Origin of the sequence: Pantoea sp. GM_Pan_3, from assembly GCF_026541045.1 — a bacterium.
GTDB lineage: Bacteria > Pseudomonadota > Gammaproteobacteria > Enterobacterales > Enterobacteriaceae > Pantoea > Pantoea anthophila.
The window spans coordinates 64,523-90,524 of the sequence record NZ_JALNVA010000001.1 but is presented as its reverse complement, the minus strand read 5'-3'; the positions used below and the strand labels follow the sequence as shown (position 1 = coordinate 90,524).

Annotated in this window: 22 protein-coding genes; 5 read left to right on the top strand and 17 right to left on the bottom strand. The window is 56.4% G+C overall.

Annotated elements, in window-relative coordinates:
• Position 1 precedes the first annotated feature (1 nt).
• From nuoI to lrhA, 9 genes are all read right to left on the bottom strand, one after another.
• On the bottom strand, positions 2-544 hold the full coding sequence (gene nuoI / locus OXR04_RS00430) for an NADH-quinone oxidoreductase subunit NuoI (RefSeq protein ID WP_009089021.1): 543 nt from the start codon (positions 542-544) through the stop codon (positions 2-4).
• Between the two features lie 11 nt (positions 545-555).
• Positions 556-1,533: an NADH-quinone oxidoreductase subunit NuoH gene (gene nuoH, locus OXR04_RS00425; protein WP_009089020.1), complete on the bottom strand. Its 978-nt coding sequence runs from the start codon at positions 1,531-1,533 to the stop codon at positions 556-558.
• A complete protein-coding gene (gene nuoG, locus OXR04_RS00420) occupies positions 1,530-4,253 on the bottom strand; it encodes an NADH-quinone oxidoreductase subunit NuoG (protein WP_167428753.1) in 2,724 nt (907 codons plus the stop codon). Before nuoG ends, nuoH begins: the two co-directional genes overlap by 4 nt.
• Before the next feature lie 112 nt (positions 4,254-4,365).
• Complete coding sequence (gene nuoF / locus OXR04_RS00415; RefSeq protein ID WP_181161926.1) at positions 4,366-5,706, bottom strand: NADH-quinone oxidoreductase subunit NuoF; 1,341 nt, start codon at positions 5,704-5,706, stop codon at positions 4,366-4,368.
• A 2-nt stretch (positions 5,707-5,708) separates the two neighbouring features.
• The gene (gene nuoE / locus OXR04_RS00410) at positions 5,709-6,224 is read right to left on the bottom strand and encodes an NADH-quinone oxidoreductase subunit NuoE (RefSeq protein WP_267371839.1); all 516 of its coding nucleotides are present in this window, start codon (positions 6,222-6,224) and stop codon (positions 5,709-5,711) included.
• A gap of 2 nt (positions 6,225-6,226) precedes the next feature.
• Positions 6,227-8,026 (bottom strand): NADH-quinone oxidoreductase subunit C/D, encoded by a 1,800-nt coding sequence (nuoC, locus tag OXR04_RS00405; protein ID WP_267371841.1) that lies wholly within the window; start codon positions 8,024-8,026, stop codon positions 6,227-6,229.
• Between the two features lie 113 nt (positions 8,027-8,139).
• Complete coding sequence (locus OXR04_RS00400; RefSeq protein ID WP_009089012.1) at positions 8,140-8,817, bottom strand: NADH-quinone oxidoreductase subunit B; 678 nt, start codon at positions 8,815-8,817, stop codon at positions 8,140-8,142.
• A gap of 15 nt (positions 8,818-8,832) precedes the next feature.
• Complete coding sequence (locus tag OXR04_RS00395; protein ID WP_071987796.1) at positions 8,833-9,276, bottom strand: NADH-quinone oxidoreductase subunit A; 444 nt, start codon at positions 9,274-9,276, stop codon at positions 8,833-8,835.
• Between the two features lie 640 nt (positions 9,277-9,916).
• Entirely contained in the window at positions 9,917-10,840 is a 924-nt protein-coding gene (gene lrhA, locus OXR04_RS00390) for a transcriptional regulator LrhA (protein WP_003854247.1), read from the bottom strand.
• A 961-nt stretch (positions 10,841-11,801) separates the two neighbouring features.
• On the opposite strand from lrhA, the gene OXR04_RS00385 reads away from it, so the two are divergent.
• Positions 11,802-13,019 carry a pyridoxal phosphate-dependent aminotransferase gene (locus OXR04_RS00385; protein WP_009089010.1) on the top strand — a complete coding sequence of 406 codons (1,218 nt, stop codon included), beginning with the start codon at positions 11,802-11,804 and terminating at the stop codon, positions 13,017-13,019.
• 69 nt (positions 13,020-13,088) lie between these two features.
• The gene (gene yfbR / locus OXR04_RS00380) at positions 13,089-13,688 is read left to right on the top strand and encodes a 5'-deoxynucleotidase (protein ID WP_009089008.1); all 600 of its coding nucleotides are present in this window, start codon (positions 13,089-13,091) and stop codon (positions 13,686-13,688) included.
• Positions 13,689-13,717: 29 nt separating this feature from the next.
• Here yfbR and OXR04_RS00375 read toward each other — a convergent pair whose 3' ends face one another.
• The 3 genes from OXR04_RS00375 to yfbV form a co-directional block, all read right to left on the bottom strand.
• Positions 13,718-14,377 carry a sugar phosphatase gene (locus OXR04_RS00375; RefSeq protein ID WP_267371850.1) on the bottom strand — a complete coding sequence of 220 codons (660 nt, stop codon included), beginning with the start codon at positions 14,375-14,377 and terminating at the stop codon, positions 13,718-13,720.
• 13 nt (positions 14,378-14,390) lie between these two features.
• Positions 14,391-14,885: a YfbU family protein gene (locus tag OXR04_RS00370; protein ID WP_111207512.1), complete on the bottom strand. Its 495-nt coding sequence runs from the start codon at positions 14,883-14,885 to the stop codon at positions 14,391-14,393.
• A 145-nt stretch (positions 14,886-15,030) separates the two neighbouring features.
• Entirely contained in the window at positions 15,031-15,483 is a 453-nt protein-coding gene (yfbV, locus tag OXR04_RS00365) for a terminus macrodomain insulation protein YfbV (protein WP_009089002.1), read from the bottom strand.
• A gap of 335 nt (positions 15,484-15,818) precedes the next feature.
• Between yfbV and ackA the strand changes: the two genes are divergently transcribed.
• Positions 15,819-17,021: an acetate kinase gene (gene ackA / locus OXR04_RS00360; RefSeq protein WP_046102274.1), complete on the top strand. Its 1,203-nt coding sequence runs from the start codon at positions 15,819-15,821 to the stop codon at positions 17,019-17,021.
• Positions 17,022-17,106: 85 nt separating this feature from the next.
• Positions 17,107-19,236 (top strand): phosphate acetyltransferase, encoded by a 2,130-nt coding sequence (gene pta / locus OXR04_RS00355; RefSeq protein WP_033736164.1) that lies wholly within the window; start codon positions 17,107-17,109, stop codon positions 19,234-19,236.
• 104 nt (positions 19,237-19,340) lie between these two features.
• On the opposite strand, the gene yfcD is transcribed toward pta, so the two are convergent.
• Entirely contained in the window at positions 19,341-19,865 is a 525-nt protein-coding gene (gene yfcD, locus OXR04_RS00350; protein ID WP_009088996.1) for an NUDIX hydrolase YfcD, read from the bottom strand.
• A 107-nt stretch (positions 19,866-19,972) separates the two neighbouring features.
• On the bottom strand, positions 19,973-20,614 hold the full coding sequence (yfcF, locus tag OXR04_RS00345; protein WP_111207513.1) for a glutathione transferase: 642 nt from the start codon (positions 20,612-20,614) through the stop codon (positions 19,973-19,975).
• A 182-nt stretch (positions 20,615-20,796) separates the two neighbouring features.
• Between yfcF and OXR04_RS00340 the strand changes: the two genes are divergently transcribed.
• Entirely contained in the window at positions 20,797-21,693 is an 897-nt protein-coding gene (locus OXR04_RS00340) for a TIGR01777 family oxidoreductase (RefSeq protein ID WP_140029078.1), read from the top strand.
• A 33-nt stretch (positions 21,694-21,726) separates the two neighbouring features.
• Here OXR04_RS00340 and OXR04_RS00335 read toward each other — a convergent pair whose 3' ends face one another.
• From OXR04_RS00335 to dalD, 3 genes are read right to left on the bottom strand one after another with little or no spacing between them, the layout of a single operon-like run.
• Positions 21,727-23,007, bottom strand: a complete 1,281-nt coding sequence (locus OXR04_RS00335; protein WP_267371857.1) for an MFS transporter — start codon at positions 23,005-23,007, stop codon at positions 21,727-21,729.
• A gap of 27 nt (positions 23,008-23,034) precedes the next feature.
• Positions 23,035-24,504, bottom strand: coding sequence for a xylulokinase (gene xylB / locus OXR04_RS00330; RefSeq protein WP_267371859.1), 1,470 nt, complete (start codon positions 24,502-24,504; stop codon positions 23,035-23,037).
• Positions 24,505-24,506: 2 nt separating this feature from the next.
• The gene (gene dalD / locus OXR04_RS00325; protein WP_267371861.1) at positions 24,507-25,895 is read right to left on the bottom strand and encodes a D-arabinitol 4-dehydrogenase; all 1,389 of its coding nucleotides are present in this window, start codon (positions 25,893-25,895) and stop codon (positions 24,507-24,509) included.
• Between the last annotated feature and the right edge of the window lie 107 nt (positions 25,896-26,002).

The following is a 26,002-nucleotide window of genomic DNA, read 5'->3' as shown; positions in this document are numbered from 1 at the left end:
CTTAAGGTAATAAGCCTTTGACGTCGATTGGCTTCGCTTCGTTTTCCGCTTCGCCCTTATCTTTACCGTCAATCGCCATACCTGCCATGCGGTAGAAGTTGTACTCCGGATATTTACCCGGTCCCGAAATCAGCAGATCGTCCTTCTCATACACCAGATCCTGACGCTTAAACTCGCCCAGTTCAAAATCGGGCGTCAGCTGAATCGCGGTGGTCGGACAGGCTTCTTCACACATGCCGCAGAAGATGCAGCGTGAGAAGTTGATGCGGAAGAACTCCGGATACCAGCGGCCATCTTTGGTTTCCGCTTTCTGCAGCGAAATACAGCCCACCGGACAGGCAACCGCACACAGGTTACAGGCCACGCAACGCTCTGCCCCATCCGGATCGCGCGTTAACACGATACGGCCGCGATAGCGAGGTGGCAGATAAACCGGCTCTTCCGGGTACATCTGCGTTTCACGTTTGGCAAAGGCGTGCAGCCCTATCAGCCAGATACTGCGAACTGTCGTGCCAAAACCGACGACAATATCTTTCAAAGTCATTTGTTAACCCCTTACGACGCTGTGTAGAGAATCACTGCGGCAGTCGCCAGCAGGTTCAGCAGCGTCAACGGCAGACACACTTTCCAGCCGAATGACAGCACCTGGTCGTAGCGTGGACGCGGAAGCGCGGCGCGGATCAGGATGAACATCATCATAAAGAACGCCGTTTTCAGGGCGAACCAGATGAACGGCGGCAGGAAGGGTCCATGCCAGCCACCAAAGAACAGCGTAACGATCAGGGCGGAGACCGTGGTAATCGCCACATATTCGCCGACGAAGAACAGGCCGAACTTCATCCCGGCGTATTCGATGTGATAACCGTCAGCCAGTTCCTGTTCCGCTTCTGGCTGGTCAAAGGGATGACGGTGACACACCGCGACACCTGCAATACAGAAGGTCACAAAACCGAAGAACTGCGGGATGATGTTCCAGAGATGCGTCTGGCTGTTAACGATGTCGTTCATATTGAACGAGCCCGCCTGCGCCACTACGCCCATCAGCGACAGCCCCAGAAAAACTTCATAGCTCAGGGTCTGCGCCGAGGCGCGCATCGCACCCAGCAGCGAGTATTTGTTGTTACTCGACCAGCCGGCAAACAGCACCGCATAGACCGCCAGACCTGCCATCATCAGGAAGAAGAGCAGACCGATGTTCAGGTCGGTCACCATCCAGGTCGGTGAAACCGGCACGATAGCAAAGGCCAGCAGCAACGAAACAAAGGCGATAACCGGTGCCAGAGTAAAGATAAAGCGGTCGGTAAACGGCGGGACCCAGTCCTCTTTAAAGAACATTTTGATCATGTCCGCCACCAGCTGCAATGACCCGCCCCAGCCTACACGGTTCGGTCCGTAACGGTTCTGAAACAGGCCGAGCAGACGACGCTCGGCGAAGCTCATGAACGCGCCGCAGGCCACGACCACCAGCAGAATGACGATGGCTTTAACAATGGCCAGCAGAATGTCGATAACGTCCGGTGTTAACCAGCTCATTGCGCCGCCTCCTGCAGAGTGTCGATTTTACCGTTCGCCAGGAACGGCGGAACGCCTGGCATGCCCAGCGGCAGACCAATCTGTCCCGCCTGCAGTGACGCCGAGAAACGTACCGGCAGACGCACGGTCTCACCGGCACAGCTGAACTCGACGGCTGCGCCATCGTTGACGCCCAGCTTCGCCGCATCGTCCGGGTTGATCACCAGAGCAGGCTGCGCCATACGCTGCTGGAAAACCGGGGAACGCTGCGACATCTCCTCACTACCAAACAGCTGGTAGCACGGCGCCACACGCCACTGCCCTTCACTGACAAAGGCCTGAGGGACACGGGTAAACCAGGGTAACTGACCGGCGCTGGCTTCAAACAGGCGCACGCCCGGATCGCCATGACGCAGTTTGCCGCCCACTTCGGCCTGGAATTTGTTCCACGCCTGAGGGGAGTTCCAGCCTGGTGCCCAGGCAAACGGGATCTGAGAACGCGGGGCCGACGGCTGGTTGTTCCCTTCCATCGAGAAGGCAAACATCGTGTCCTGATCCTGCGGCTGACGCGGTTCGTGGACGCTGATGTTGGCGCGTGCGGCGGTACGACCACTCGCACGGATCGGCGAACGTGACAGTTTCTGGCCCCGGATACGGAAGCTGGCGTCAGGCGCCGCCTCTTTAATGCCGGCCAGTTGCGGCAGACGGGTAACCACGGCATCGATAACGTGATCGAGCTGGGTCCAGTCCACGTGACGGCTTTCCAGGGTGCTGTGCAGCGAGTGCAGCCAGCGCCAGCTCTCCAGCATCACGACGCTGTTGTCGTAATAAGCGGGATCGTAAACCTGGAAGAAACGCTGCGCGCGGCCTTCATGGTTAACAGAGGTGCCATCGCTTTCGGCGAAGCTTGCGGTCGATAAGACCAGACCCGCCTTCTCCACGGTCGCGGTGCGCTGATGATCCACCACGATCACGTTCGTGGTCTGAGCCAGCGCAGCATCCACCAGCGCTTTGGGCGCATGGCGATAGAGATCGTTTTCCAGCACCACCAGCGCGTCGGCTTCACCGCCTGACAGCTGCTCCAGCGCGTGCTCCAGTGGATTGCCGCCGATCAGGCCAAGTCCGACACTGTTGGCGTGGCCGGCCAGCAAGGTAATGCCGACATCGGCGCCACGAGCCTTCAGGGCTTTGGCGACGTTTGCGGCGGCTTCAATCATGGCGCTGCTGCCGGAATGGGTACCGGAGATGATTAATGGCTTTTTCGCGCCCGCCAGTGCCTGAACCACCACATCCATTCTGGCGCTGAGTGCGCTGTCGAAATCGGTCACCGCAGGCGCGGATTCATCCAGCGCACTGGCGATGGCGAAACCGAGACGCGCCTGATCGTCAACCGGCGCACGATAGCTCCATGCGGCGATATCATCCAGACGGGTTTCATCAACGTGGGTGACAAACAGCGGATGTTTCGCATGCTGACCGATGTTCAGGATCGCGGCGATCTGCCAGTCTGCCACCTTCTGTGCCGCGGCCATATCACGCGCTTTGCCTTTCACCGCCTGACGGACGGAGAGCGCCACACGTGCGCCGACCTGGGTCAGATCTTCACCCAGCACCAGCACCGCATCATAGCTTTCAATCTCACGCAGCGAAGGGGTATAAATCCCCCCCTCACGCAGCACTTTCAGCATCAGTTCAAGCCGGGCCTGCTCAGCTGCCGGTATACCGGTTGAGAAGTTCTCCGCCCCGACCAGTTCACGCAGGGCAAAGTTACTTTCAACGCTGGCGCGCGGTGAGCCGATACCGATCACTTTCTTCGCCTGGCGCAGCAAATCAGCCCCGGCGTTGACCGCCTGCTCGGCGTTCAGCGTCACCCAGTCGTTGCCACGCAGCAGCATCGGCTGACGCGGACGATCTTTACGGTTCACATAGCCATAGCCAAAGCGGCCACGGTCACAGAGGAAGTAGTGGTTAACGGTGCCGTTGTAACGGTTTTCGATACGGCGCAACTCACCATAACGTTCACCCGGGCTGGTGTTACAGCCCACGCTGCACTGCTGGCAGATGCTCGGCGCGAACTGCATATCCCATTTACGGTTATAGCGTTCGGAGTGCGTTTTGTCGGTGAACACGCCGGTCGGGCAGATTTCGACCAGGTTACCGGAGAATTCGCTTTCCAGCGTGCCATCCTCCGGGCGACCGAAGTAGACGTTGTCATGTGCGCCGTAGACGCCCAGATCTTTGCCATCGGCATAATCTTTGTAGTAACGCACGCAGCGATAGCAGGCGATACAGCGGTTCATCTCGTGCGAGATGAAGGGGCCGAGATCCTGATTACGGTGGGTGCGCTTGGTAAAGCGATAGCGGCGGAAGCTGTGGCCGGTCATCACTGTCATATCCTGCAGGTGACAGTTACCGCCCTCTTCACACACCGGACAGTCGTGTGGGTGGTTGGTCATCAGCCACTCCACCACGCTTTCGCGGAACTCTTTCGCTTCGCCATCGTCGATGGAGATAAATGTGCCGTCAGAGGCCGGCGTCATGCAGGACATGACGAGACGACCACGGGTATCTTCGGCATTCTGGAATTGCTTTACCGCACACTGGCGGCAGGCCCCGACGCTTCCCAGCGCCGGATGCCAGCAAAAGTAAGGAATATCAAGGCCCAGAGAGAGACACGCCTGTAGCAGGTTGTCCGCTCCGTTCACATCATACTCTTTACCGTCTACATGAATTGTAGCCATAGTGACATGCTTCCGTAAGGCTCGTCAGAGACGAGCGTTAATCATATTCTTGCCCCGACGCACGACATTGTCGGGGCGGCGGCACCAGGCCTGTTCCGTGTGCGGCGGCGAATTACCAGCGCGCTTTCAGCAGGTTTGGCTGGATCCCGCCAATGGAGCGGGTATTGCCAAAGACCTGCGGCGCCATGCCGGCTTCAAACTCTTCACGGAAATATTTAATCGCACTCTGCAGCGGCTCGACCGCGCCCGGGGCATGCGCACAGAAGGTTTTACCCGGACCGAGCTGACGGCAGAGTTGCAGCAGGGTTTCGATATCCCCTGGCTGCCCCTGCTTCTGCTCCAGCGCGCGCAGAATTTTTACGCTCCACGGCAGACCGTCACGGCACGGCGTACACCAGCCGCACGACTCACGGGCAAAGAACTCTTCCAGGTTACGAACCAGCGAGACCATATTGATTTCGTGGTCGACGGCCATCGCCAGGGCGGTGCCCAGTCGGCTGCCTGCTTTACCGATGCTGGCAAATTCCATCGGCAGATCCAGATGCTGGTCTGTCAGGAAGTCGGTGCCTGCGCCACCGGGCTGCCAGGCTTTGAACTTCAGTCCGTCGCGCATGCCGCCCGCGTAATCTTCAAGGATTTCACGCGCGGTAATGCCAAATGGCAGTTCCCAGACGCCAGGATTTTTAACCCGCCCGGAGAAGCCCATCATTTTGGTACCGGCATCTTCACTTTTTGAGATGCTCTTGTACCACTCCACGCCGTTGGCCAGGATCGCCGGGACGTTAGAGAGGGTTTCCACGTTGTTCACGCAGGTCGGCTTGCCCCACGCACCGGCACTCGCCGGGAAGGGCGGTTTGGAACGCGGGTTAGCACGGCGGCCTTCCAGGGAGTTAATCAGCGCCGTCTCTTCGCCGCAGATATAACGTCCTGCGCCGGTGTGGACGATCAGCTCAAAGTCGAAGCCCGTGCCAAGAATATTTTTGCCGAGAAAGCCCGCTTCGGTCGCTTCGGCAATCGCGCGGCGCAGATGCACCGCCGCTTCAATATATTCACCACGCAGGAAGATATAGCCACGGTAAGCCTTGAGAGCGAAGGCGCTGATCAGCATCCCCTCGACCAGCTGGTGCGGCATCTGCTCCATCAGCAGGCGGTCTTTATAGGTGCCCGGCTCCATCTCATCGGCGTTACACAGCAGGTAACGGATGTTCATCGACTCATCTTTCGGCATCAGGCTCCACTTCAGCCCGGTCGAGAAGCCTGCACCGCCGCGCCCTTTCAGGCCGGAATCTTTGACTGCCGCGACGATCTCATCCTGCGACATGGTTTTCAGCGCTTTTTCCGCACCGGCATAGCCGTTTTTACTGCGGTATTCGTCCAGCCAGACCGGCTGCTTGTCGTCGCGCATCCGCCAGGTCAGCGGGTGAGTTTCAGCAGTACGAATGATCTGTTTGATTGTCATTGATACTGCTCCAGCAAAGAGGGAATGCCTTCCGGCGTCAGATGAACATGGGTATCTTCGTCCACCATCATGGTCGGCCCTTTATCGCAGTTCCCCAGGCAGCAGGTCGGCAGCAGCGTAAAGCGGCCATCAGCCGTGGTCTGGCCCGGTTTGATATTCAGCTGCTGCTCCAGTGCGGCCTGGATGCCCTGATAGCCAGTGATGTGACAGACCACGCTGTCGCAGTAACGGATCACATGACGCCCCACCGGCTGACGGAAGATCTGGCTGTAGAATGTCGCCACACCCTCAACATCACTCGCCGGAATCCCGAGGACGTCGGCGATCGCGTTGATGGCACCATCCGGTACCCAGCCACGCTGTTTCTGCACGATCTTCAGCGCTTCAATGGAGGCTGCACGCGCATCTTCATAGTGGTGTTTTTCGTGCTCAATGGCGTGCTGCTCTTCCGCGCTCAGCACGAAGACCTCATCAGGGTCGATCGTTTTAATGGCAATGTGTTGATCGTGCATAATTAGCGGTCCACGTCTGACATAACAAAATCGATACTGCCCAGGTAGACGATCAGGTCGGATACCAGGCTGCCACGGATTACCGAAGGAATCTGCTGCAGATGCGGGAAGCTCGGCGTACGCACACGGGTGCGGTAGCTCATGGTGCTGCCGTCGCTGGTCAGGTAGTAGCTGTTGATCCCTTTCGTCGCTTCAATCATCTGGAAAGATTCATTGGCTGGCATCACCGGCCCCCACGACACCTGCAGGAAGTGTGTGATCAGCGTTTCGATGTGCTGCAGCGTGCGCTCTTTCGGTGGCGGCGTGGTCAGCGGGTGATCCGCTTTGAACGGTCCCTCTGGCATGTTGTTGAGGCACTGCTCAAGGATGCGCAGCGACTGCCACATCTCTTCCATCTTCAGCTGGACACGGCTGTAAGCATCGCTGACGCCGGAGCCGACCGGGATCTCAAAATCGAAGTTTTCGTAGCCAGAGTAAGGACGCCATTTGCGCACATCAAAGTCGAGACCGGTGGCACGCAGACCGGCACCGGTGGTGCCCCATGCCAGCGCCTCTTCCATGTTGTAAGCGGCCACGCCTTTGGAACGGCCAACCAGCACGCTGTTGCGCAGTGCGGCTTTGTCATACTCCTTCAGGCGCTTCGGCATCCAGTCCAGGAAGTCACGCAGCAGACGTTCCCAGCCGCGCGGCAGATCGTGGGCAACCCCGCCGATGCGGAACCAGGCCGGGTGCATACGGAAGCCGGTAATGGCTTCAACCACGTCATAAATTTTCTGGCGATCGGTAAAGGCGAAGAACACCGGTGTCATTGCACCGACGTCCTGAATAAAGGTCGAGATATAGAGAAGATGACTGTTGATGCGGAACAGCTCAGAGAGCATCACGCGGATCACGTTTACGCGATCGGGCACCACGATCCCGGCCAGTTTCTCAACGGCCAGCACATACGGCATTTCATTGACGCAGCCGCCCAGGTATTCGATACGGTCAGTGTAGGGAATGTAGCTGTGCCACGACTGACGCTCGCCCATCTTTTCGGCACCACGATGGTGATAGCCGATGTCAGGTACGCAGTCGACAATCTCCTCGCCATCCAGCTGCAGGATGATGCGGAACGCACCGTGCGCTGACGGGTGGTTAGGCCCAAGGTTGAGGAACATAAAATCTTCGTTGGTGGTGCTGCGCTTCATGCCCCAGTCTTCAGGCTTAAAGGTCAGCGCCTCCATCTCTAAATCTTCTTTCTGCTTCGTCAGCGTGAAAGGATCGAACTCCGTGGCGCGCGCCGGATAATCTTTGCGCAGCGGATGGCCTTCCCACGTAGGTGGCATCATGATGCGCGTCAGATGCGGGTGCCCATCAAAGGTGACGCCAAACATCTCCCAGGTTTCACGCTCATACCAGTTGGCATTCGGGAAAAGCCGGGTAAGCGTCGGCAGATGCATATCGTTTTCAGATAAGGCCACCTTGAGCATGATGTCACGATTGCGTTCAATCGACAGCAGGTGGTAGAAAACGGAGAAATCCGCAGCAGGGAGGCCTGCACGGTGGGCACGTAAACGCTCATCCACACCATGCAGGTCATACAGCATGACGTAAGGCTTCGGCAATTTACGCAGGAACTCGGTAATTTCCAGTATCTGTTCACGCTTTACCCAGACAACCGGAATACCGGTACGGGTAGGCTGAACAGTGAAGGCGTCCGGCCCAAAACGGTTACGCAACTCGCCGATCACCGGATCGTCCAGGTGATCACGGGTTTGCCATAGCGGCTGAGCGAGATCTTGCGTGGTCAAATCTGTCATACGTTACTCACCATTCCGGCCTGATCTCAGGCACTCAAATGAAGGCGTCAGGATGGGGCCATGCATTAAATTGTGATGTTCTGCTGCAGGCGCGATTTTCCATCCGTACGGTTTTAGACTTCGTCCGGGCTGCGCAGGTTAGTGACGGCGATGCGCTCGCCGCGCTTTCTTTCCCGCTCGGATTGCATGTTGGCGCGATAAACGCCCTGATCGCCGACAACCCATGAGAGAGGACGGCGCTCTTTACCGATCGACTCCTGCAGCAGCAGCAGTGCCTGCATATAGGCTTCAGGACGAGGCGGGCAGCCAGGAATGTACACATCAACCGGCAGGAACTTATCCACGCCCTGCACAACGGAATAGATGTCATACATGCCGCCGGAGTTGGCACAGGCACCCATGGAAATGACCCATTTTGGCTCCAGCATCTGATCGTACAAACGCTGAATGACCGGGGCCATTTTGGTGAAGGGGGTGCCGGCAATGACCATAAAGTCAGCCTGACGTGGCGAGGCACGCATCACTTCCGCGCCGAAACGGGCCACATCGTGCACGGCCGTGAACGACGTTGTCATCTCTACATAACAGCAGGAGAGACCAAAGTTGTAGGGCCAGAGGGAGTTTTTACGTCCCCAGTTCACCATGTCATGCAGGGCATTTTCGAGTTTGCCCATGTAGACGCTGCGATGAACGTGCTGCTCCAGCGGATCGCTGACGATTTCCTGCTTTTGCAGAGGATAACGGTCGTTCTCACCACCGTTCGGGTCTATGCGGGTGAGCGTATAGTCCATCTTATTGCCTCTCTTTTACTGCTTGTGAGGTTTGGTGTGGCTGACCGTAGTGGTTTTCACCACTACGCGACGGCGGGCAGGCGCCCAGTCCAGCGCGCCGATGCGCACCAGATAGACCAGCCCCGCCAGGAGCACCAAAATGAAAATTGCGGCTTCCGCAAAGCCGATCCATCCGCTTTCACGGATTGAGGTCGCCCATGCGTATAAAAAGAGGGCTTCGACGTCGAAAATGACGAAAAACATCGCAACCAGATAAAATTTCGCCGAGAGGCGGATATGGGTATCACCAACGGATTCGATGCCCGATTCGAATGGCGTGTCTTTGTAGCGGGCGCGTGCTTTGCCGCCGAGCAGCCATCCTCCGGTCAGCATGAAAGCACACAGGCCAAAGGCAATAACGATAAATACGATAAACGCCCAGTGCTGAGCGATGATTTCGGTGGTAGTTGACATACTCATTGCTTACTCATCAAAAGTGGCGCTGGCATCCTGCACGCGTTTCCCGCAGCAAACTGACCACATCGATTCAAGGGAAGGGTAAAAACCTTTTAAACGTCGCTGTTATTTGTCAATAAGCAGCAATTTTATGGGGTTTTTTACTCCTTTCTATAACCTTTTGTCAACTTTGACAAAAGTATCCAAACATTATTTCACACCTGCATCATATTATTAACAAATGATGCCCCGCTTTCCAGCTAAATCGCTTCAGTCTGTAGGGTTAATTTTAGTGTAGCGGGTATTCACACGCATGGATCGTGCATTTAACAATCATATTTTGACAGGTCTCACGCTGTTTTCCTTCCCCTTACCAGGGGTATTTTCTTGATCAGGAACACAGTTTTGCCCTTTTTGCCGCAATTTTATCCACCTCAAATGAGACATCATGGAACAAAATAGCGGGTTTATGACTGGCAGGTTTCAGTAGAGAGCGGTGTGAGACCGAACAGGATGTGAATCAGCGGGACAGGACGTGTGCGGATGGGCGTCTGAAGTGCATCAGACAAAAAAAAGCCTCTCGTCCGGTTCGGAAATCGAGAGGCGATTTATAAGCGTCTATTAAGACAGTCACGCTGGTATGGAGTGCAATACGTAAGCGAAACTACTCTTCGTCATCCAGCAACAATGCACCATCGGGATTATTGCTCAGATTGTAGGGATCGTTGGTGGACTGCATGGCATTGAAGATCGCCAGTGCCAGTTCGTTATCGCTATCCGGATTGCGGCACAGCAGGTATTGCGTATCCGGCAGCACCGGCAGCCCTTCCGCCGCACCCATCACACGCAGTTCCGGACTCATCATCTCAACCGGACGGGCTGTCACACCCAGACCCGCTTTTACCGCGGCGCGTACGGCAGCCAGGGTTGAAGCGACATAGGAGATCCGCCACGGAATACCGGCTTCGTTAAGATGGTCGATGGCCATATCACGATAAGGACTTGGCTCATCCAGCAGCACCAGTGGAATGGCTTCACCCCGCTGGAAGATATAATCCGCAGCGCAGTACCATAAAGTCGGTGATGTCCGCAGCACCTGATAGGTGAAATTACCCGGGCTGGAGGTCGTCACAACCAGGTCCACTTCACCCTGGTTGAGCATTTCCATCATGAAAGGGTTACGTTTAACCCGCACATCGATAGCCAGCTTCGGATACACCGAGGTCACACGGTTCAGCAGGAATGGCAGGATCGTGTCTGAGGTGTCATCAGAGGCACCGATAGTCAGTACGCCCTGAATGTTGCTGTACATCAGTGAGGTGCAGGCTTCGTCATTAAAACGCAGAATTTTTCTGGCATAGCCCAGAAGCTGAATTCCATGCTCTGTTAACAGTTTGTTACGTCCATGTCTGGCAAACAGCTCTTTACCTACCAATTGTTCCAGACGTTGCATCTGCTGACTGACTGCTGACTGGGTTCTGCAGACCGCTGCAGCGGCGGCTGCAAAGGTATTCAAATCCGCAACGGCAACGAAAGTTCTCAGCAGATCGAGGTCGAGATTCAGTATCGGACGATTTGCATTAGTCATGTTTTTTTCTTCACTTATAAGATTTTACGAACTACTACCCTGGTGTTATTACAAGCTTATCAAAGTGATAAGCAGTAATGGTGCTTAATGACAGTCCTGTGTGAAGACTGGCACAAAAAATCTCTTGTGCGGATTCCGCACGGCTCACTCACCTGATAGGTCATACGCTGTCGTGAAAAAGACCACGTCTGAACCGAAAGCGCGGGGCGCGCGAATGCAGGAAGCTGCGTCATAATCGTGATCCTGCCGAAAAGAACCGGACAGGACGAAATTCACACTTTACGGGCTGGCGGGACAAAGCGGTAAAGTGCATTAAATAATAAATTATACTTAATCATTTTTGACTTCAAAATGGAAATGATTTTGTGAAAACCGCTGTAAATTTTGCGGCAAAGGCATTTCCAGACCCTTATGCCACATTATTGATCACTTTTTAAGCCTTCATCGCTCTGAAATTTAGTGAGAAACTGTTAACTGCTGCCCACAATAGTTCAATCTGATGCCTCTTTTACCCTCTGCTTTTGGACCTTTTCCGGCGATCACAACACCTTAAACCGGATACTCTTAAGCAGCGTTAAGGCGTAAGTATTAACGAGGCCGCAAAATCGTCCACAAAATGAGCATTCATAAAATATCCTTTAACTATTTCTCCTGGGGTATATTTCCGCGGCGGAAAAATGACCGCTTCAGATTATTTACGGTCCGCTTTGAGAAAACGCGCACCGCAGCCCTGCCCCTGCCACGCTATTCATCAGTTTAAAAACCTGACCTTATCCTTATTTATGGTTTTAATGACCAGCTAAAGCCGTGGTAAATAATTTTTACGCTATGCGCCGGGCAAAAAGGTGTTGAACCCGCCAAAACCGGACGGCACCCTTCTTTTGTTATCCTGAGGAGAGTACATTGTGCTGGTTTGATTTCTGTGGCAGCCAAAAGGATTCTGCCCATTAAGGCGGTAACAATGACTTTTCAAATTGATAAATCCGGTAAACTCGACAATGTCTGTTACGACATCCGTGGTCCGGTACTGAAAGAGGCAAAACGCCTCGAAGAAGAAGGCAACAAAGTTCTTAAGCTGAACATCGGCAACCCGGCGCCTTTCGGCTTTGAAGCGCCGGACGAGATTCTGGTCGATGTGATTCGTAATCTTCCCAGCGCCCAGGGCTATTGCGACTCTAAGGGCCTCTACTCTGCCCGCAAAGCGATCATGCAGCACTACCAGGCGCGCGACATGCGCGACGTCACGGTAGAAGATATCTACATTGGCAACGGTGTGTCAGAACTGATCGTGCAGGCGATGCAGGCGTTACTGAACAGCGGTGACGAAATGCTGGTCCCGGCTCCCGACTATCCGTTATGGACGGCGGCCGTCTCTCTCTCCAGCGGGAAAGCGGTGCACTATCTTTGTGATGAGTCCGCAGGCTGGTTCCCCGACCTGGATGACATCCGCAGCAAGATTACGCCCCGCACCCGCGGCATCGTCATTATCAACCCGAATAACCCGACCGGCGCGGTCTACAGCAAAGAGCTGCTGCTGGAAGTGGTTGAGATTGCCCGTCAGCATAACCTGATCATTTTTGCCGACGAGATCTACGACAAGATCCTCTATGATGAGGCACAGCATCACAGCATCGCCGCGCTGGCACCGGATCTGCTGACCGTGACCTTTAACGGCCTCTCCAAAACCTATCGCGTGGCCGGTTTCCGTCAGGGCTGGATGGTGCTTAACGGGCCGAAGAAACATGCTAAAGGCTACATCGAAGGGCTGGAGATGCTCGCGTCTATGCGTCTCTGTGCTAACGTGCCGGCCCAGCATGCGATTCAGACGGCACTGGGCGGTTACCAGAGCATCAGCGAATTTATCATGCCTGGCGGACGTCTCTACGAGCAGCGTCAGCGCGCCTGGGAACTGATTAACGATATTCCGGGCGTCAGCTGTGTGAAGCCACAGGGCGCGCTCTATATGTTTCCGAAAATCGATGCTAAAAAATTCAACATCTTCGACGATCAGAAGATGGTGCTGGATTTCCTGCTGCAGGAGAAAGTCCTGCTGGTTCAGGGCAGCGCATTTAACTGGCCCTCGCCCGATCACCTGCGCATCGTCACGCTGCCGCGCGTGGACGATCTGGAAATGGCCATCAATAAATTTGGCCGTTTCCTGCAAGGCTATCGTCAGTAATCCCGCCCGCGTATACTGAAGCTATTTGGGGAGAGCCTGTCTCTCCCCTGCCGGCTAACAGGAACGCGCATGACTCAAAGTCACTTCTTCGCCCATCTCTCCCGTCTCAAGCTGATCAATCGCTGGCCGCTGATGCGCAACGTGCGCACCGAAAACGTGTCTGAACACAGCCTGCAGGTTGCCATGGTGGCGCACGCCCTGGCCGTGATCAAAAACCTTAAGTTCGGCGGATCGCTGAATGCCGATCGCATCGCCATGCTGGCGCTCTATCACGATGCCAGCGAAGTGCTGACCGGCGACCTGCCCACACCGGTCAAGTATTACAACGCGCAGATCGCGCATGAATATAAAAAAATCGAGAAAATTGCGCAGCAGAAGCTGATTGAGATGTTGCCGGAAGAGTTTCAGGCGATCTATCGCCCGTTAATCGATGAGCATCTGCACAGTGAAGAGGAGCAGGCCGTCGTCAAGCAGGCCGATGCGCTCTGCGCCTATGTTAAGTGTCTTGAGGAACTCTCTGCCGGGAACAATGAGTTTTTACTGGCGAAAGCGCGACTGGAGACAACGCTGGCGCAACGGCGTTCGCCTGAGATGGATTATTTCGTTGAGGTCTTTATTCCGAGCTTCAGCCTGTCGCTGGATGAAATCTCGCAGGATACGCCACTCTGAGCCCGGCGGCGTGGCCGCCGGCCCCTTCCTTACGCCTGCTGGCTGAAGGTGAAACTGCCGTCAGCTTCCCGGATCACGTCCAGTGATGCCAGTGAGCTGAGGCGAAGCGCCACCTCATCCAGCCGGGGGGTGTCCGCCGGAGCATTAATGGCGATCACCGCGCAGCCTGCGTTTAGTCCGGATACGATGCCGGCGGGGGCATCCTCTGCCACCACACAGGCTGCGGCGTCTAAGCCCAGTTTCTCCGCCCCGAGCAGATAGGGATCGGGTTCCGGTTTACCTTTTGCCACCTGCTCCGCAGTAATAAACACCGCAGGTTTCGGCAAGCCTGCGGCTTTATGTCGGGCATGCGCAACCGGCACCGAACCGGAGGTGACAATGGCCCAGGGGATCTGCAGCGCGTTCAGCCTTTCCAGCAGCACTCTGGCACCCGGCAGCGCCTGCACGCCATCGGTGTCTGCCGCTTCCGCCTGCTCCAGCGCCACAAACTCCGCCTGAATCGCCTCTTCCGGCTGGCCTGCCATAAAATGACGCAGAGAAGTAATGGCCTGTTTGCCATGAATGAAATCGAGGATCTCATCGGCGGCAATACCATGACGCGCACCCCACTGGCTCCAGGCGCGTTCTACGGCGGGCAGCGAATCGACCAGCGTGCCGTCCAAATCAAAAAGAAAACCTCTGTAGGTCACGCGCTTCTCCTCATCATGCATTAATAACCTGTGCAATCTCGTTGGCACTCAAATGGTACTGGCGCGGACAAGTCTGCCATAAAGCCAGCATGCGTTGATACTTTTCCCACATCGGGGTCTGCGCGTTAAAGCCGTGGGTGCCGGAATCGAAGTGGGTGTAGCGCCCTTCCGTGTTGACCATGAAGCGCACATATCCCAGCAGGCGGGCTTCTGTCGCGGCATCAAAACCGAGAAAAGCGAGACGGCGCTCATCCGTCTGACTTTTCTCTTTAAGGTTTGACCAGGAGACGTGCAGCGCGTGATGCATTTCCATAATGTCGATCACCGTCCGGCAGGTTGCTTCGCTGAGTTCGCCGAACTCTTTATCCAGCTCCCGCATCTGCAGTGCATAACCGCGCTCAACGATGGTCTGGTAACGGCGAAAACGTTCAGCATTTTCCGGCTCCAGCATCGCCATGATTTTGTACTGGTTGGTAAGAATTAAACGCTGTGCATGGGTCATTTCCATCATTCGCTCCCGGTCGGCGACCGCTCAGTTAATCGACAAGGAGGAAATGATTGCATAGCGTTAGCGATACGGAAATCGCCGTATCGCCTTTCTTTGATTTGGTTGCGGGTTAGCGGTAATTAAATTACCGCCCGCCTGAAGAGGGTCAGAGATCGTCGAGGAACGTGCGGTCAAGCTGTTTAAACGCGCGTTTCAGCAGGTCGGCCAGCGCCTGATAGGTCGGTTTGCCTTCTACCGGCGCGATAGCCTGTCCCGCCTCTTCCAGGCGGGCGCGGACTTCATGAAACCAGCTCAGCAGCGTCGGCGGCAGCGGCGTGACAGAACGCTTACCGAGCCACCATAACCCCTGCATCGGCAGGCTGCAGGCAAACAGCGCCGTCGCCACGGCCGGGCCAAGCTGGCCACCCATCGCGATCTGCCAGGTCAGGGTAAAAATCGCCAGGGGAGGCATAAAGCGAATGGCAAAACGCGTCACGGATGAAACACGGTTTTCCGGAAACACGGGGGCCAGGCGCTTATCAGCAGGCCAGGTCTTCATGTAGTGCTGACCGCGCTGAAACATCTGAAACCAATTGGTACTGCCAGATTCATTCGCCATGGCTCACCTCAACTAATCCTGCAAACATTAAAAAAAAGTTATAACCACACAACTTTACGTGACATCCTTCAATTTTTTTTGTCTTTAAAGATGACTCCAGCTATTCTGACGCCGTTTCAACACCTTTCCGGGCGCGGGATGCCGTTGGGAAGAGGCTTGAGCCATGTTTCGACAAGGCGATCTTCAAATTTTTGCGTAAGATTACCGAAATTTTTTGCGGAAATGCAGATTTCTGTCTACCGCATGATGTTTGTCATTAATCTACCAGCTTTCATGGGCTACGCTGTTAGTCTGATTGCGTTTTATTTAGCCACTCTCAAAAAATAGGTACTTCCATGTCGAGTAAGTTAGTTCTGGTTCTGAACTGTGGCAGCTCTTCCCTTAAGTTTGCCATCCTCAACCCTGCCAGCGGCGAAGAGTTCCTGTCGGGCCTGGCAGAATGTTTCCACCTTCCAGAAGCACGTATTAAATGGAAACTGGACGGCGAAAAACAGGAAGCGCCTCTCGGTGCCGGTGCAGCGCATAGCGAAGCGCTGAACTTCATCGTTAAATCCATTCTGGCACAAAAACCAGAGCTTTCGGCACAAATTGCTGCAATCGGTCATCGTATTGTTCATGGCGGCGAAAAGCTGACTCAGTCCGTTATCATCTCTGAAGAGGTGATTCAGGGCATCAAAGACGCCTCCTCCTTTGCCCCGCTGCATAACCCGGCTCATCTGATCGGGATTGATGAAGCGATGAAAAACTTCCCGCACCTGTCAGATAAGAATGTCGCCGTATTCGACACCGCTTTCCATCAGACAATGCCGGAAGAGTCTTACCTCTACGCCCTGCCCTACAAATTGTATAAAGAGCACGGCGTGCGTCGCTACGGCGCGCATGGCACCAGCCACTTCTATGTGACACACGAAGCGGCCAGCATGCTCAATAAACCGCTTGAATCACTGAACATCATCACCTGCCATCTTGGTAACGGCGGTTCTGTCTCTGCCATCCGTAATGGCGAGTGCGTCGATACCTCCATGGGGCTGACCCCACTGGAAGGGCTGGTGATGGGCACCCGCAGTGGCGACATCGACCCGGCGATTGTTTTCTTCCTGCACGACACCCTGGGCATGAGCGTTGACGCCATCAATAAACTGCTGACCAAAGAGTCTGGCCTGTTAGGTCTGACCGAAGTCACCAGCGACTGCCGCTACGTGGAAGATAATTACGCGACGAAAGAAGATGCGAAACGTGCGATGGATGTGTTCTGCCACCGCCTGGCGAAATATATCGGCAGCTACACGGCGCTGATGGACGGTCGCCTTGATGCCGTGGTCTTTACCGGCGGCATCGGTGAGAACGCGGCGATGGTGCGTGAACTTTCACTGAAAAAACTGGCGCTGCTGGGCTTTGAGGTTGATCATGATCGCAACCTTGCAGCGCGCTTCGGTAAGTCTGGCTACATCAATAAAGAAGGCACCCGTCCGGCCCTGGTGATTCCGACCAACGAAGAGCTGGTCATCGCCCAGGACGCCGCGCGTCTGACTGCATAACCCCTTCTCTCCGTCAGCTCAGGCTGACGGAGTTGTTTTTGACACCCTGCCATTACTGAGAGGTTCAAACGTGTCACGTACAATTATGCTCATTCCGACCGGCACCAGCGTCGGCCTGACCAGCGTCAGCCTCGGCGTTATCCGCGCCATGGAGCGCAAAGGCGTCCGCCTCAGCGTCTTTAAGCCGATTGCGCAGCCGCGTGCCGGCGGCGATACCCCGGATCAAACCACCACCATCATTCGCAAGAACTCCTCGATTCCTGCCGCCGAACCGCTGCAGATGTCCCGTGTGGAATCACTGCTGGGATCGAACCAGCAGGATGTGCTGATGGAGGAGATCATCTCCCGCTATCACGCCAACACGCAGGATGCGGAAGTGGTGCTGGTTGAAGGTCTGGTGCCGACCCGTAAGCATCAGTTCGCCAACGCACTGAACTATGAAATTGCCAAAACGCTGAATGCCGAGATCGTCTTTGTGATGGCGCTGGGTAATGACTCACCGGCTCAGCTGAAAGAGCGCATTGAGCTGACCCAGAGCAGCTTCGGCGGTCAGAAGAATAAAAACATCACGGGCGTGATCATCAATAAACTGAACGCGCCGGTTGACGATCAGGGACGTACCCGCCCTGACCTGTCAGAGATCTTCGATGATTCGTCGAAAGCCAGCATCGCCAATATCGATCCTAAGCAGCTCTTCTCAGACAGCCCGCTGCCGGTTCTGGGCTGCGTGCCGTGGAGCTTTGATCTGATTGCGACCCGCGCGATCGACATGTGCCGCCACCTGGGTGCGCGCATCATCAACGAAGGTGAGATTCAGACCCGCCGGGTGAAATCGGTAACCTTCTGCGCCCGCAGTATCCCGCACATGCTGGAACATTTCCGCCCTGGCTCTCTGCTGGTCACCTCCGCAGACCGCCCGGATGTTCTGGTTGCCGCCTGTCTGGCCGCCATGAACGGCATCGAGATCGGCGCTATCCTGCTGACCGGAAACTACGAGATTGACGATCGCATCGCCCGTCTTTGCGACCGCGCCTTCCAGACCGGCCTGCCGGTGTTTATGGTGAAAACCAACACCTGGCAGACCTCCCTGAGCCTGCAGAGCTTCAACCTTGAAGTCCCGGCTGATGACACCCAGCGCATTGAGAAAGTGCAGGAGTATGTTGCCAGCTACATCAACGCTGACTGGATTGAGTCGCTGACCGCCACGTCAGAACGCAGCCGTCGCCTGTCGCCACCGGCCTTCCGCTATCAGCTGACCGAGCTGGCGCGTAAAGCGGGCAAACGCGTCGTTCTGCCAGAGGGCGATGAGCCGCGCACCGTTAAAGCGGCCGCTATCTGTGCTGAACGCGGTATCGCCACCTGCGTGCTGTTAGGCAACCCGGATGAGATCCAGCGTGTTGCGGCGGCTCAGGGGGTTGAGCTGGGCAAAGGGGTTGAGATCGTTGACCCGGAACAGGTTCGTGAAAACTATGTGCCGCGCCTGGTTGAGCTGCGCAAGAACAAAGGTATGACCGAAGTTGTCGCGCAGGAGCAGCTGGAAGATAACGTGGTGCTGGGCACCATGATGCTGGAGAGCGGTGAAGTGGATGGTCTGGTATCCGGTGCGGTTCATACCACCGCCAACACCATTCGTCCGCCACTGCAGCTGATCAAAACCGCGCCGAACAGCTCACTGGTTTCATCGGTGTTCTTTATGCTGCTGCCTGAGCAGGTGCTGGTTTACGGTGACTGCGCGATTAACCCGGACCCTACCGCTGAGCAGCTGGCCGAAATCGCGATTCAGTCCGCCGATTCTGCCAAAGCCTTTGGTATCGACCCGCGTGTGGCGATGATCTCCTACTCCACCGGCACCTCCGGTGCAGGTAGCGACGTGGAAAAAGTGCGTGAAGCCACACGGATTGCGCAGGAAAAACGTCCTGATCTGGTGATCGATGGTCCGCTGCAGTATGACGCCGCCATCATGGAAGATGTGGCAAAATCAAAAGCGCCCAACTCACAGGTTGCGGGTCGCGCCACCGTGTTTATCTTCCCGGATCTCAACACCGGTAACACCACCTACAAAGCGGTTCAGCGTTCCGCCGATCTGATCTCGATCGGGCCGATGCTGCAGGGGATGCGTAAGCCGGTCAATGACCTGTCGCGCGGCGCGCTGGTCGACGACATCGTCTACACCATCGCGCTGACCGCCATTCAGTCGCAGCAGGCTGAAGGCTAAGCGCCAGGTGAGAACAGAAAAGGCATGCCCCGGGGCATGCCTTTTTTTTAATCCGCAAACGTGCGATTCGGCGCTGCCCGTTGAGGCAAGGCGCCGGAAGCGTCTCAGTCGCGGCTATCGCCGTTACGACTCATCCACAGCGACAGCGCTTTCAGCGAATCGTCAGTAAACTCATCGCAGCGGGCGGTGATCTCGTCGGGCGTCATCCAGAAAATCTCATCGACTTCGGACTCCTGCATCGCGAAAGGCCCGTGGGACACGCAACTGAACAGGCCACCCCAGACGCGGCAGTGCTGATCTTCAAAGTAGAATTTGCCATGCTCAGCAAAAGGCACGGCGGCAATGCCCAGTTCCTCTTCAGCTTCACGACGCGCAGACTCCAGCATATCCTCACCGCTCTGTACCACGCCACCCGCCGTTGCGTCGAGTTTGCCCGGCATGAAATCTTTTGTTTCCGTGCGACGCTGAACCAGAATCTTGCCCATACCGTCATGAACCACGATATAGGTGGCGCGGTGACGCAGGCACTGAGCGCGCATCTGCGCACGTGTCGCCTGAGCAACGACTTCATTCTCTTCGCTTACAATATCGACCCACTCGATGCCGTCACCCGCAGTTTGATCCACCATCCGTAACCCTTTCCTGTTTGGCGTGCCCAGATGCACGCAGTTTGCCACTTGTTATTTTAATGTGGCGTAAGGTAATCACTTCCGTCAGCCTGAGCAAGCCCTGACAGTTATCGATTTTTACCACTTTCTGCTAACCACAGCTGGACTGAGGCTCGCTGCCATTGAAATTCAGCATAGTGCTGCAAACGTGTCGGTAAGGGATCGCCATGCAATACCAGCCGGTTGAGCATCACCGCCAGATCGGTATCCGCGATGGACCATTCGCCAAACAGGTTCTGCTGCCCTTCCGGCAGCAGACGCTCGACGGCTGCAATCAGTTTAGTGACCGCCTGCTGTGCTGACGCCGTCAGTGGCGCAAAACGTTCACCGGCAAACAGCACTTCCGTCGGGCGCTCCTGGCGGATCCACATAAAGTCACTGCGCAGCCAGGCCTGAATCTCTCTGGCGCGGGCGCGCTTCTCGCGGTCATGGGGATAGAGCCGCTCAAATTCAGGCGCCGGAAAACGCTCTTCCAGATATTCGCTGATGGCGGAAGACTCGCTCAGCAGAAAGCTGTCAATCTGCAGCGTTGGCACACGGCAGGTCAGTGACAGCGCCCGATAGGCCTCCGCATATTGCTGATTCTGCGATAAATCGACGCGTTTCAGCTGAAAAGGCACCCCTTTTTCGGTAAGAGCAACATAGGCAGACATGGCATAAGGACTGAAAAATGATGAATCTGACCACAGGACAATGGGCGGATAATTCATCGGTTACCTCGATTGGCTGTCAGGGTTGCATCATGTTTACCGACTTTTTTTTGTGAAGGCAACGCTGAGCTGCTCCGACCTCTCACGCCGGAATAACAAAGCGCGACGCGAGGCACTTCAGAGTGGCTCCGCTCTTCTATGCTGAAAGGAGCAGATAACAAAAACACAAAGGGAGCCGCAACATGCACATTCTTATTACCGGTGGCACGGGACTGATTGGGCGTCATCTGATTCCACGGCTGCAACAGCTGGGGCATCAGATCAGTGTCGTGACGCGGGATATCGTCAGCGCACGCGAAAAACTGGGCGAGAGCGTGGCGCTCTGGTCAGGTCTGGCGCAGCAGACAAACCTCAATAACATTGATGCCGTGATTAACCTGGCGGGCGAACCCATTGCCGATAAACGCTGGACAGAGCCCCATAAACAGCAGCTCTGCGAAAGCCGCTGGCAGATCACCGAGCAGATTGCCTCACTGATTAATGCCAGCGCAACGCCACCCGCCGTCCTGATTTCCGGTTCGGCAACCGGCTTCTATGGCAATACCGGCGATCTGGTGCTGACTGAAGAGGATGAGGGCCATGATGAGTTTACCCATCAGCTCTGCGCCCGCTGGGAGCAGCTGGCGCTCAGCGCCGCGAGTGAGCGTACCCGCGTCTGCCTGATACGCACCGGCGTGGTGCTGGCTCGTGAAGGCGGCGCACTCAGTAAAATGAAACTGCCGTTTAAGTTTGGCGCGGGCGGGCCGATCGGCAGTGGCAAACAGTATATGCCGTGGATCCATATCGATGACATGGTCAACGCGATTCTCTGGCTGCTGGATCATGAGGATCTGCACGGCCCGTTCAACATGGTGGCTCCTTACGCGGTGCGCAATGAGCAGTTTGCTGCCACGCTGGGGCGGGTGATGCATCGTCCGGCCTTTATGCGCACGCCCGCCAGCGCCATTAAGCTGATGATGGGGGAGTCGTCGGTGCTGGTGCTGGGCGGTCAGCATGTGCTGCCGAAGCGGCTGGAAGCCTCTGGTTTCGGCTTCCGTTGGTACGATTTGCAGGAAGCCTTGCAGGATGTCGCAGGATAACCCTGCAGCGGCCCAGGGCCGCCGCAGGGGTAATCAGCTTTGCTGTCCGGCGACCCGCGACTGCATCGCCTTCTCTTCCCGCGTGTGCCCTGGTTGTGGCACGCGGATAATGAAGGTCAGCACGCCAGCGAACACATACAGCGCGGTGTAGGCCCATACCACTCCGACGATGTCGAAGAATGGCAGCATGACAGAGGCGATAGCCGGTGCCACAAAGTTACTGAGTCCCGCGGAGAGATTGTAAATCGAGACCGCTGCCCCTTTGTGATGCGGCTCCAGCGTCGGAAAGACGGCGGTCATCGGCACAAACGCGGCGACAAAGATCCCCAGCATGACCGCAGGAATTAATGCCACCCAGAAATTATGTCCTGCATACAGCGGCAGGTAATAGAAGGTCAGGCTGGAGATAGCCATTCCCAGGCAACCAAACCAGCGTACCTGACGGATCCAGCCCAGCTTCTCACCGGTGAGGCCCCAGAAGATATTCGTAAAGATGGTAACAAAGAAGAACACCGCCCAGATCTGCAGCCATTCAGAGATGGTAAAGCCGAGACGATCGACAAACAGCAGTGGCATGATAATGGCGAAACCAAACAGCGACAGCGTGTTGATGATGCGAATCAGGCAGGCATAAAAGACATGCTGATTGGTGAACAGGATGGTCACGGCACGCGACATCTCTGTCATCTTGTCACGCATCGGCAGATTCACGCGGGAACGATCTACCGGCACGTTGCGCAGGCTGAACCAGGCAAGAATCCCGCCACAGGCTACCCAGATGATGGCCAGCCACAGCGTTCCGGTCTCCCCCAGCATCGGAATGGTCAGACTGGGCAGATAGCTGCCCACCACGCCAATGCCGATTGAATACATCGCCCAGAACCAGCCGGTCGCCGCCGCCAGTTTCTCGCGCGGTAAGACCTGCACCAGCATCATCATGAAAGAGTAGATAAACAGCGGATAAGCCAGCCCGCGAATGCCGTAAAACAGCACCATGAGGGGATAGTTACGCAGCCCAAGCCCAAGTGACATAAACAGGGCATGCATGACGATCCACAGCACAAAGCCAATCATCATCGCGCGCTGCGGCGTGATCAGCTCGGCGACCACACCCGATGCCCAGGCTGCCAGCGCGGCTGCCAGACCATAGAAGGTGAACACGACGGCAGACTGCGCGGGCGAAAAGCCCATATCGGTAATATGGCGCGACAGAAACGCCATTTCAAAGCCATCACCCGCCATAAAGATGGCGATAGCGAGGAAGCCCCAGAACATCTTTTTCGGTAAGCCAAACCAGTATTCGTTCGATTGCATCACAATCACCTTCTGTTTGGTTAGTCGTCAGGCAGGCAGCAGGTTACGCACCTGTTGCTGCTGGATGTAGAGTTCCCGGAACAGACGCAGCCGCTGTTGCAGCACGGCTGCGCGAGCGTCGTCCGGTTGATAGCGCGCCTGGACTGGCGGCTTCAGACACACCTCATGCTCAGCACCGCCATCAGCCAGCCACGCCAGACGTGCCGCCCCCAGCGCGCCAGAGGCGCTGGCCGGGTGGGTAACAACCGGCAGTTGCAGCACATCGGCAATCAATTGCGCCCACAGCGTGCTGCGCGCGCCTCCACCGGTGAGGCTGTATTGCTGAATGGGGTGACGGGCCTCGCCGAGCGCCTCTGCCCCATCAGCCAGTCCGAATGCCACGCCTTCAATCACCGCATAGCCCAGCAGGGCGCGCGGCGTTTCATGGCGCAGATTGAAGAAAGCGCCAGAGGCGTCAGGATCGTTGTGAGGGGTGCGCTCCCCGGAGAGATAGGGCAGAAAAATCGGGGCACTGCGCAGCTGTTCATCACTGAGCTGAGCCATCTCCTCCATCAGCTGGCTTTCACTCACTGACAGCAGATTGCACAGCCAGCGCAGACAACTGGCGGCGCTGAGCATCACACTCATCTGATGCCAGCGGCCCGGCAGCGCATGGCAAAAGGCGTGCACCCCGGATTGCGGGTCCGCCTGTAAGCGGTCATTGACGACAAAAATCACCCCGGACGTCCCCAGTGAGATAAAAGCATCCCCGGCGTTCACCGCGCCTACCCCGACGGCCGACGCGGCATTGTCCCCGCCGCCGCCTGCAATCGTGACTGAGGTGGATAAGCCCCACTCGCTCGCCAGTGTCGGCTGCAGATGTCCACTTACTGCACTGCCCTCCACCAGTTCAGGCATGGCGGCACGCGTCAGTCCGGTGATGGCCAGCAGTTCGTCCGACCAGTCACGCCGGGAGACGTCGAGCCACAGCGTTCCGGCAGCATCCGAAGGCTCAGTGACAAAGCGCCCGGTCAGACGCCAGCGCAGGTAATCTTTCGGCAGCAACACCTTATCGATACGGCTGAAGATCTCTGGCTCATGTTCCGCAACCCAGCAGAGCTTTGGTGCAGTGAAGCCAGGCATAATCATATTGCCGCTGATCGCTATCATCCGGGGATGCTGCTTCGCCAACCTTTCACACTGTGGTGCGCTGCGCGTGTCGTTCCACAGGATACATGGACGCAGCACCCTGCCTCCGGCATCCAGCAGCACGGCCCCGTGCATCTGACCGGACAATCCTATCGCGCGAATCTCAGCCCATGCCTGAGGAGAGTGATGACGCAATCCCGCCAGAACCTCACAGCAGGCTTGCCACCAGCGTTCAGGTTCCTGTTCTGCCCAGTGAGGATGCGGACGCTGCACGCTGAGCGTGGCGTGCTGAGACGCCACAATCTCACCCTGCGTGTTCACGATCAGCGCTTTAAGCTCTGAGGTACCGATATCAATACCGAGATACATGATTACACCGCCGCCAGTTCAGGCTGCTTCAGCCACTGCTGCAGATTCGCCACCTGGCGCGTCACCAGCTCATGAAACGCCTTATCGGACGCCAGTTCCGCAAACAGCGCGCGATCGCTCAGGAACGCACGGAGCGGATCGGCGCTGGCGAACTGTTTACGCAGCGTTTCGGCCTGAAGCGCACCATCCTGATAGGGATAGGGTAAGTCGTCACTGGCCCAGCGCTGCATAAACAGGAAGAAGAGTGCCGGGATCACCGCCGTTGCGGTCGGCTGCACGCCGCGCTGGTAACACGCCTGCAGGGTTGGCGTCACCATGCCGGGAATTTTGGACAAGCCATCGGCACCGACGCGCTGATTGGTGTCCTGAATATAGGGATTACTGAAGCGGGCCAGCACCACATCGCGATAATCCGCCAGATCGAGCGGGCTGGGTGACAGTGAGGGAATGACATCCTGGGTCACGTAGTCGTGCGCCAGTTGATAGATGGCCGGATGACGGGTGCTCTCATCGATATAGTTCAGCCCAATCAGCGTGCCCGCCCAGGCGATCGCGGCATGGGTCGCATTAAGGATGCGAATTTTCGCCTCTTCCCACGGCAGCACCGATTCCACCAGCTCAACGCCCACCTTTTCCAGTGCCGGGCGTCCGGCAATGAAATCATCCTCAATGACCCACTGAATAAAAGATTCGGCCATCACTGCGGCACCCTCCTCCCTGCCGGTCGCTGCCTGCACGCGTTCGGCCACCTGCGGGGTGGGTCGCGGGGTGATGCGATCGACCATGGTATTCGGTGAGCGGGTCTGTCTACGCACCCAGTCGGCCAGCGCGGTATCGCCTTTGGCCGTCAGAAACGCCAGGAAGGCGTCACGAAAACGCTCGCCATTGTGGCGCAGATTATCGCAGTTCAGCAGCGTGACCGGTGCCCCGCCCCCGGCAACCCGCTGTGTCAGAATGCGGCTGAGTGCGCCGTAGAGGGTGCGGATATCGCCACCCAGATCGGCCTTCACGTCCGCCTGAGTGAGATCCAGCGTAAACGCGGGCGTCAGGTAGTAGCCCGCTTCTGTCACGGTGAAGCTAATCACACGCGTTTCCGCACGGGCGCCCTGCTCAATCAGCGCGCTGATGTCGCTATCCCAGGGCAAAATTTTGCGCAGCGACGTGATGGTTTCATAGTCGCGCTCACCTTCGGGCGTTACGGTTTCCAGCACATATTCGCCCTGCTGCCGCGCGAGCTGATCAAGCAGCGGCGCGGCGTCCTGACGGATATTACCCAGCGCGATGCCCCAGCTTTCGTCGCCCTGCTTACGCAGCTGATGCAGATACCACGCCTGATGTGCCCGATGAAAAGATCCTGCGCCGATATGCATCCACACGGATTGATTGGTCATAATCGCCTCAATTAAACATTTGCCACAGTGAGGGGCATTTGCCCGATAGTCGTTAGCATAGTGTTCATTACGCGAATCCTTCTGCGAGCTCTGTCACAAATAATACT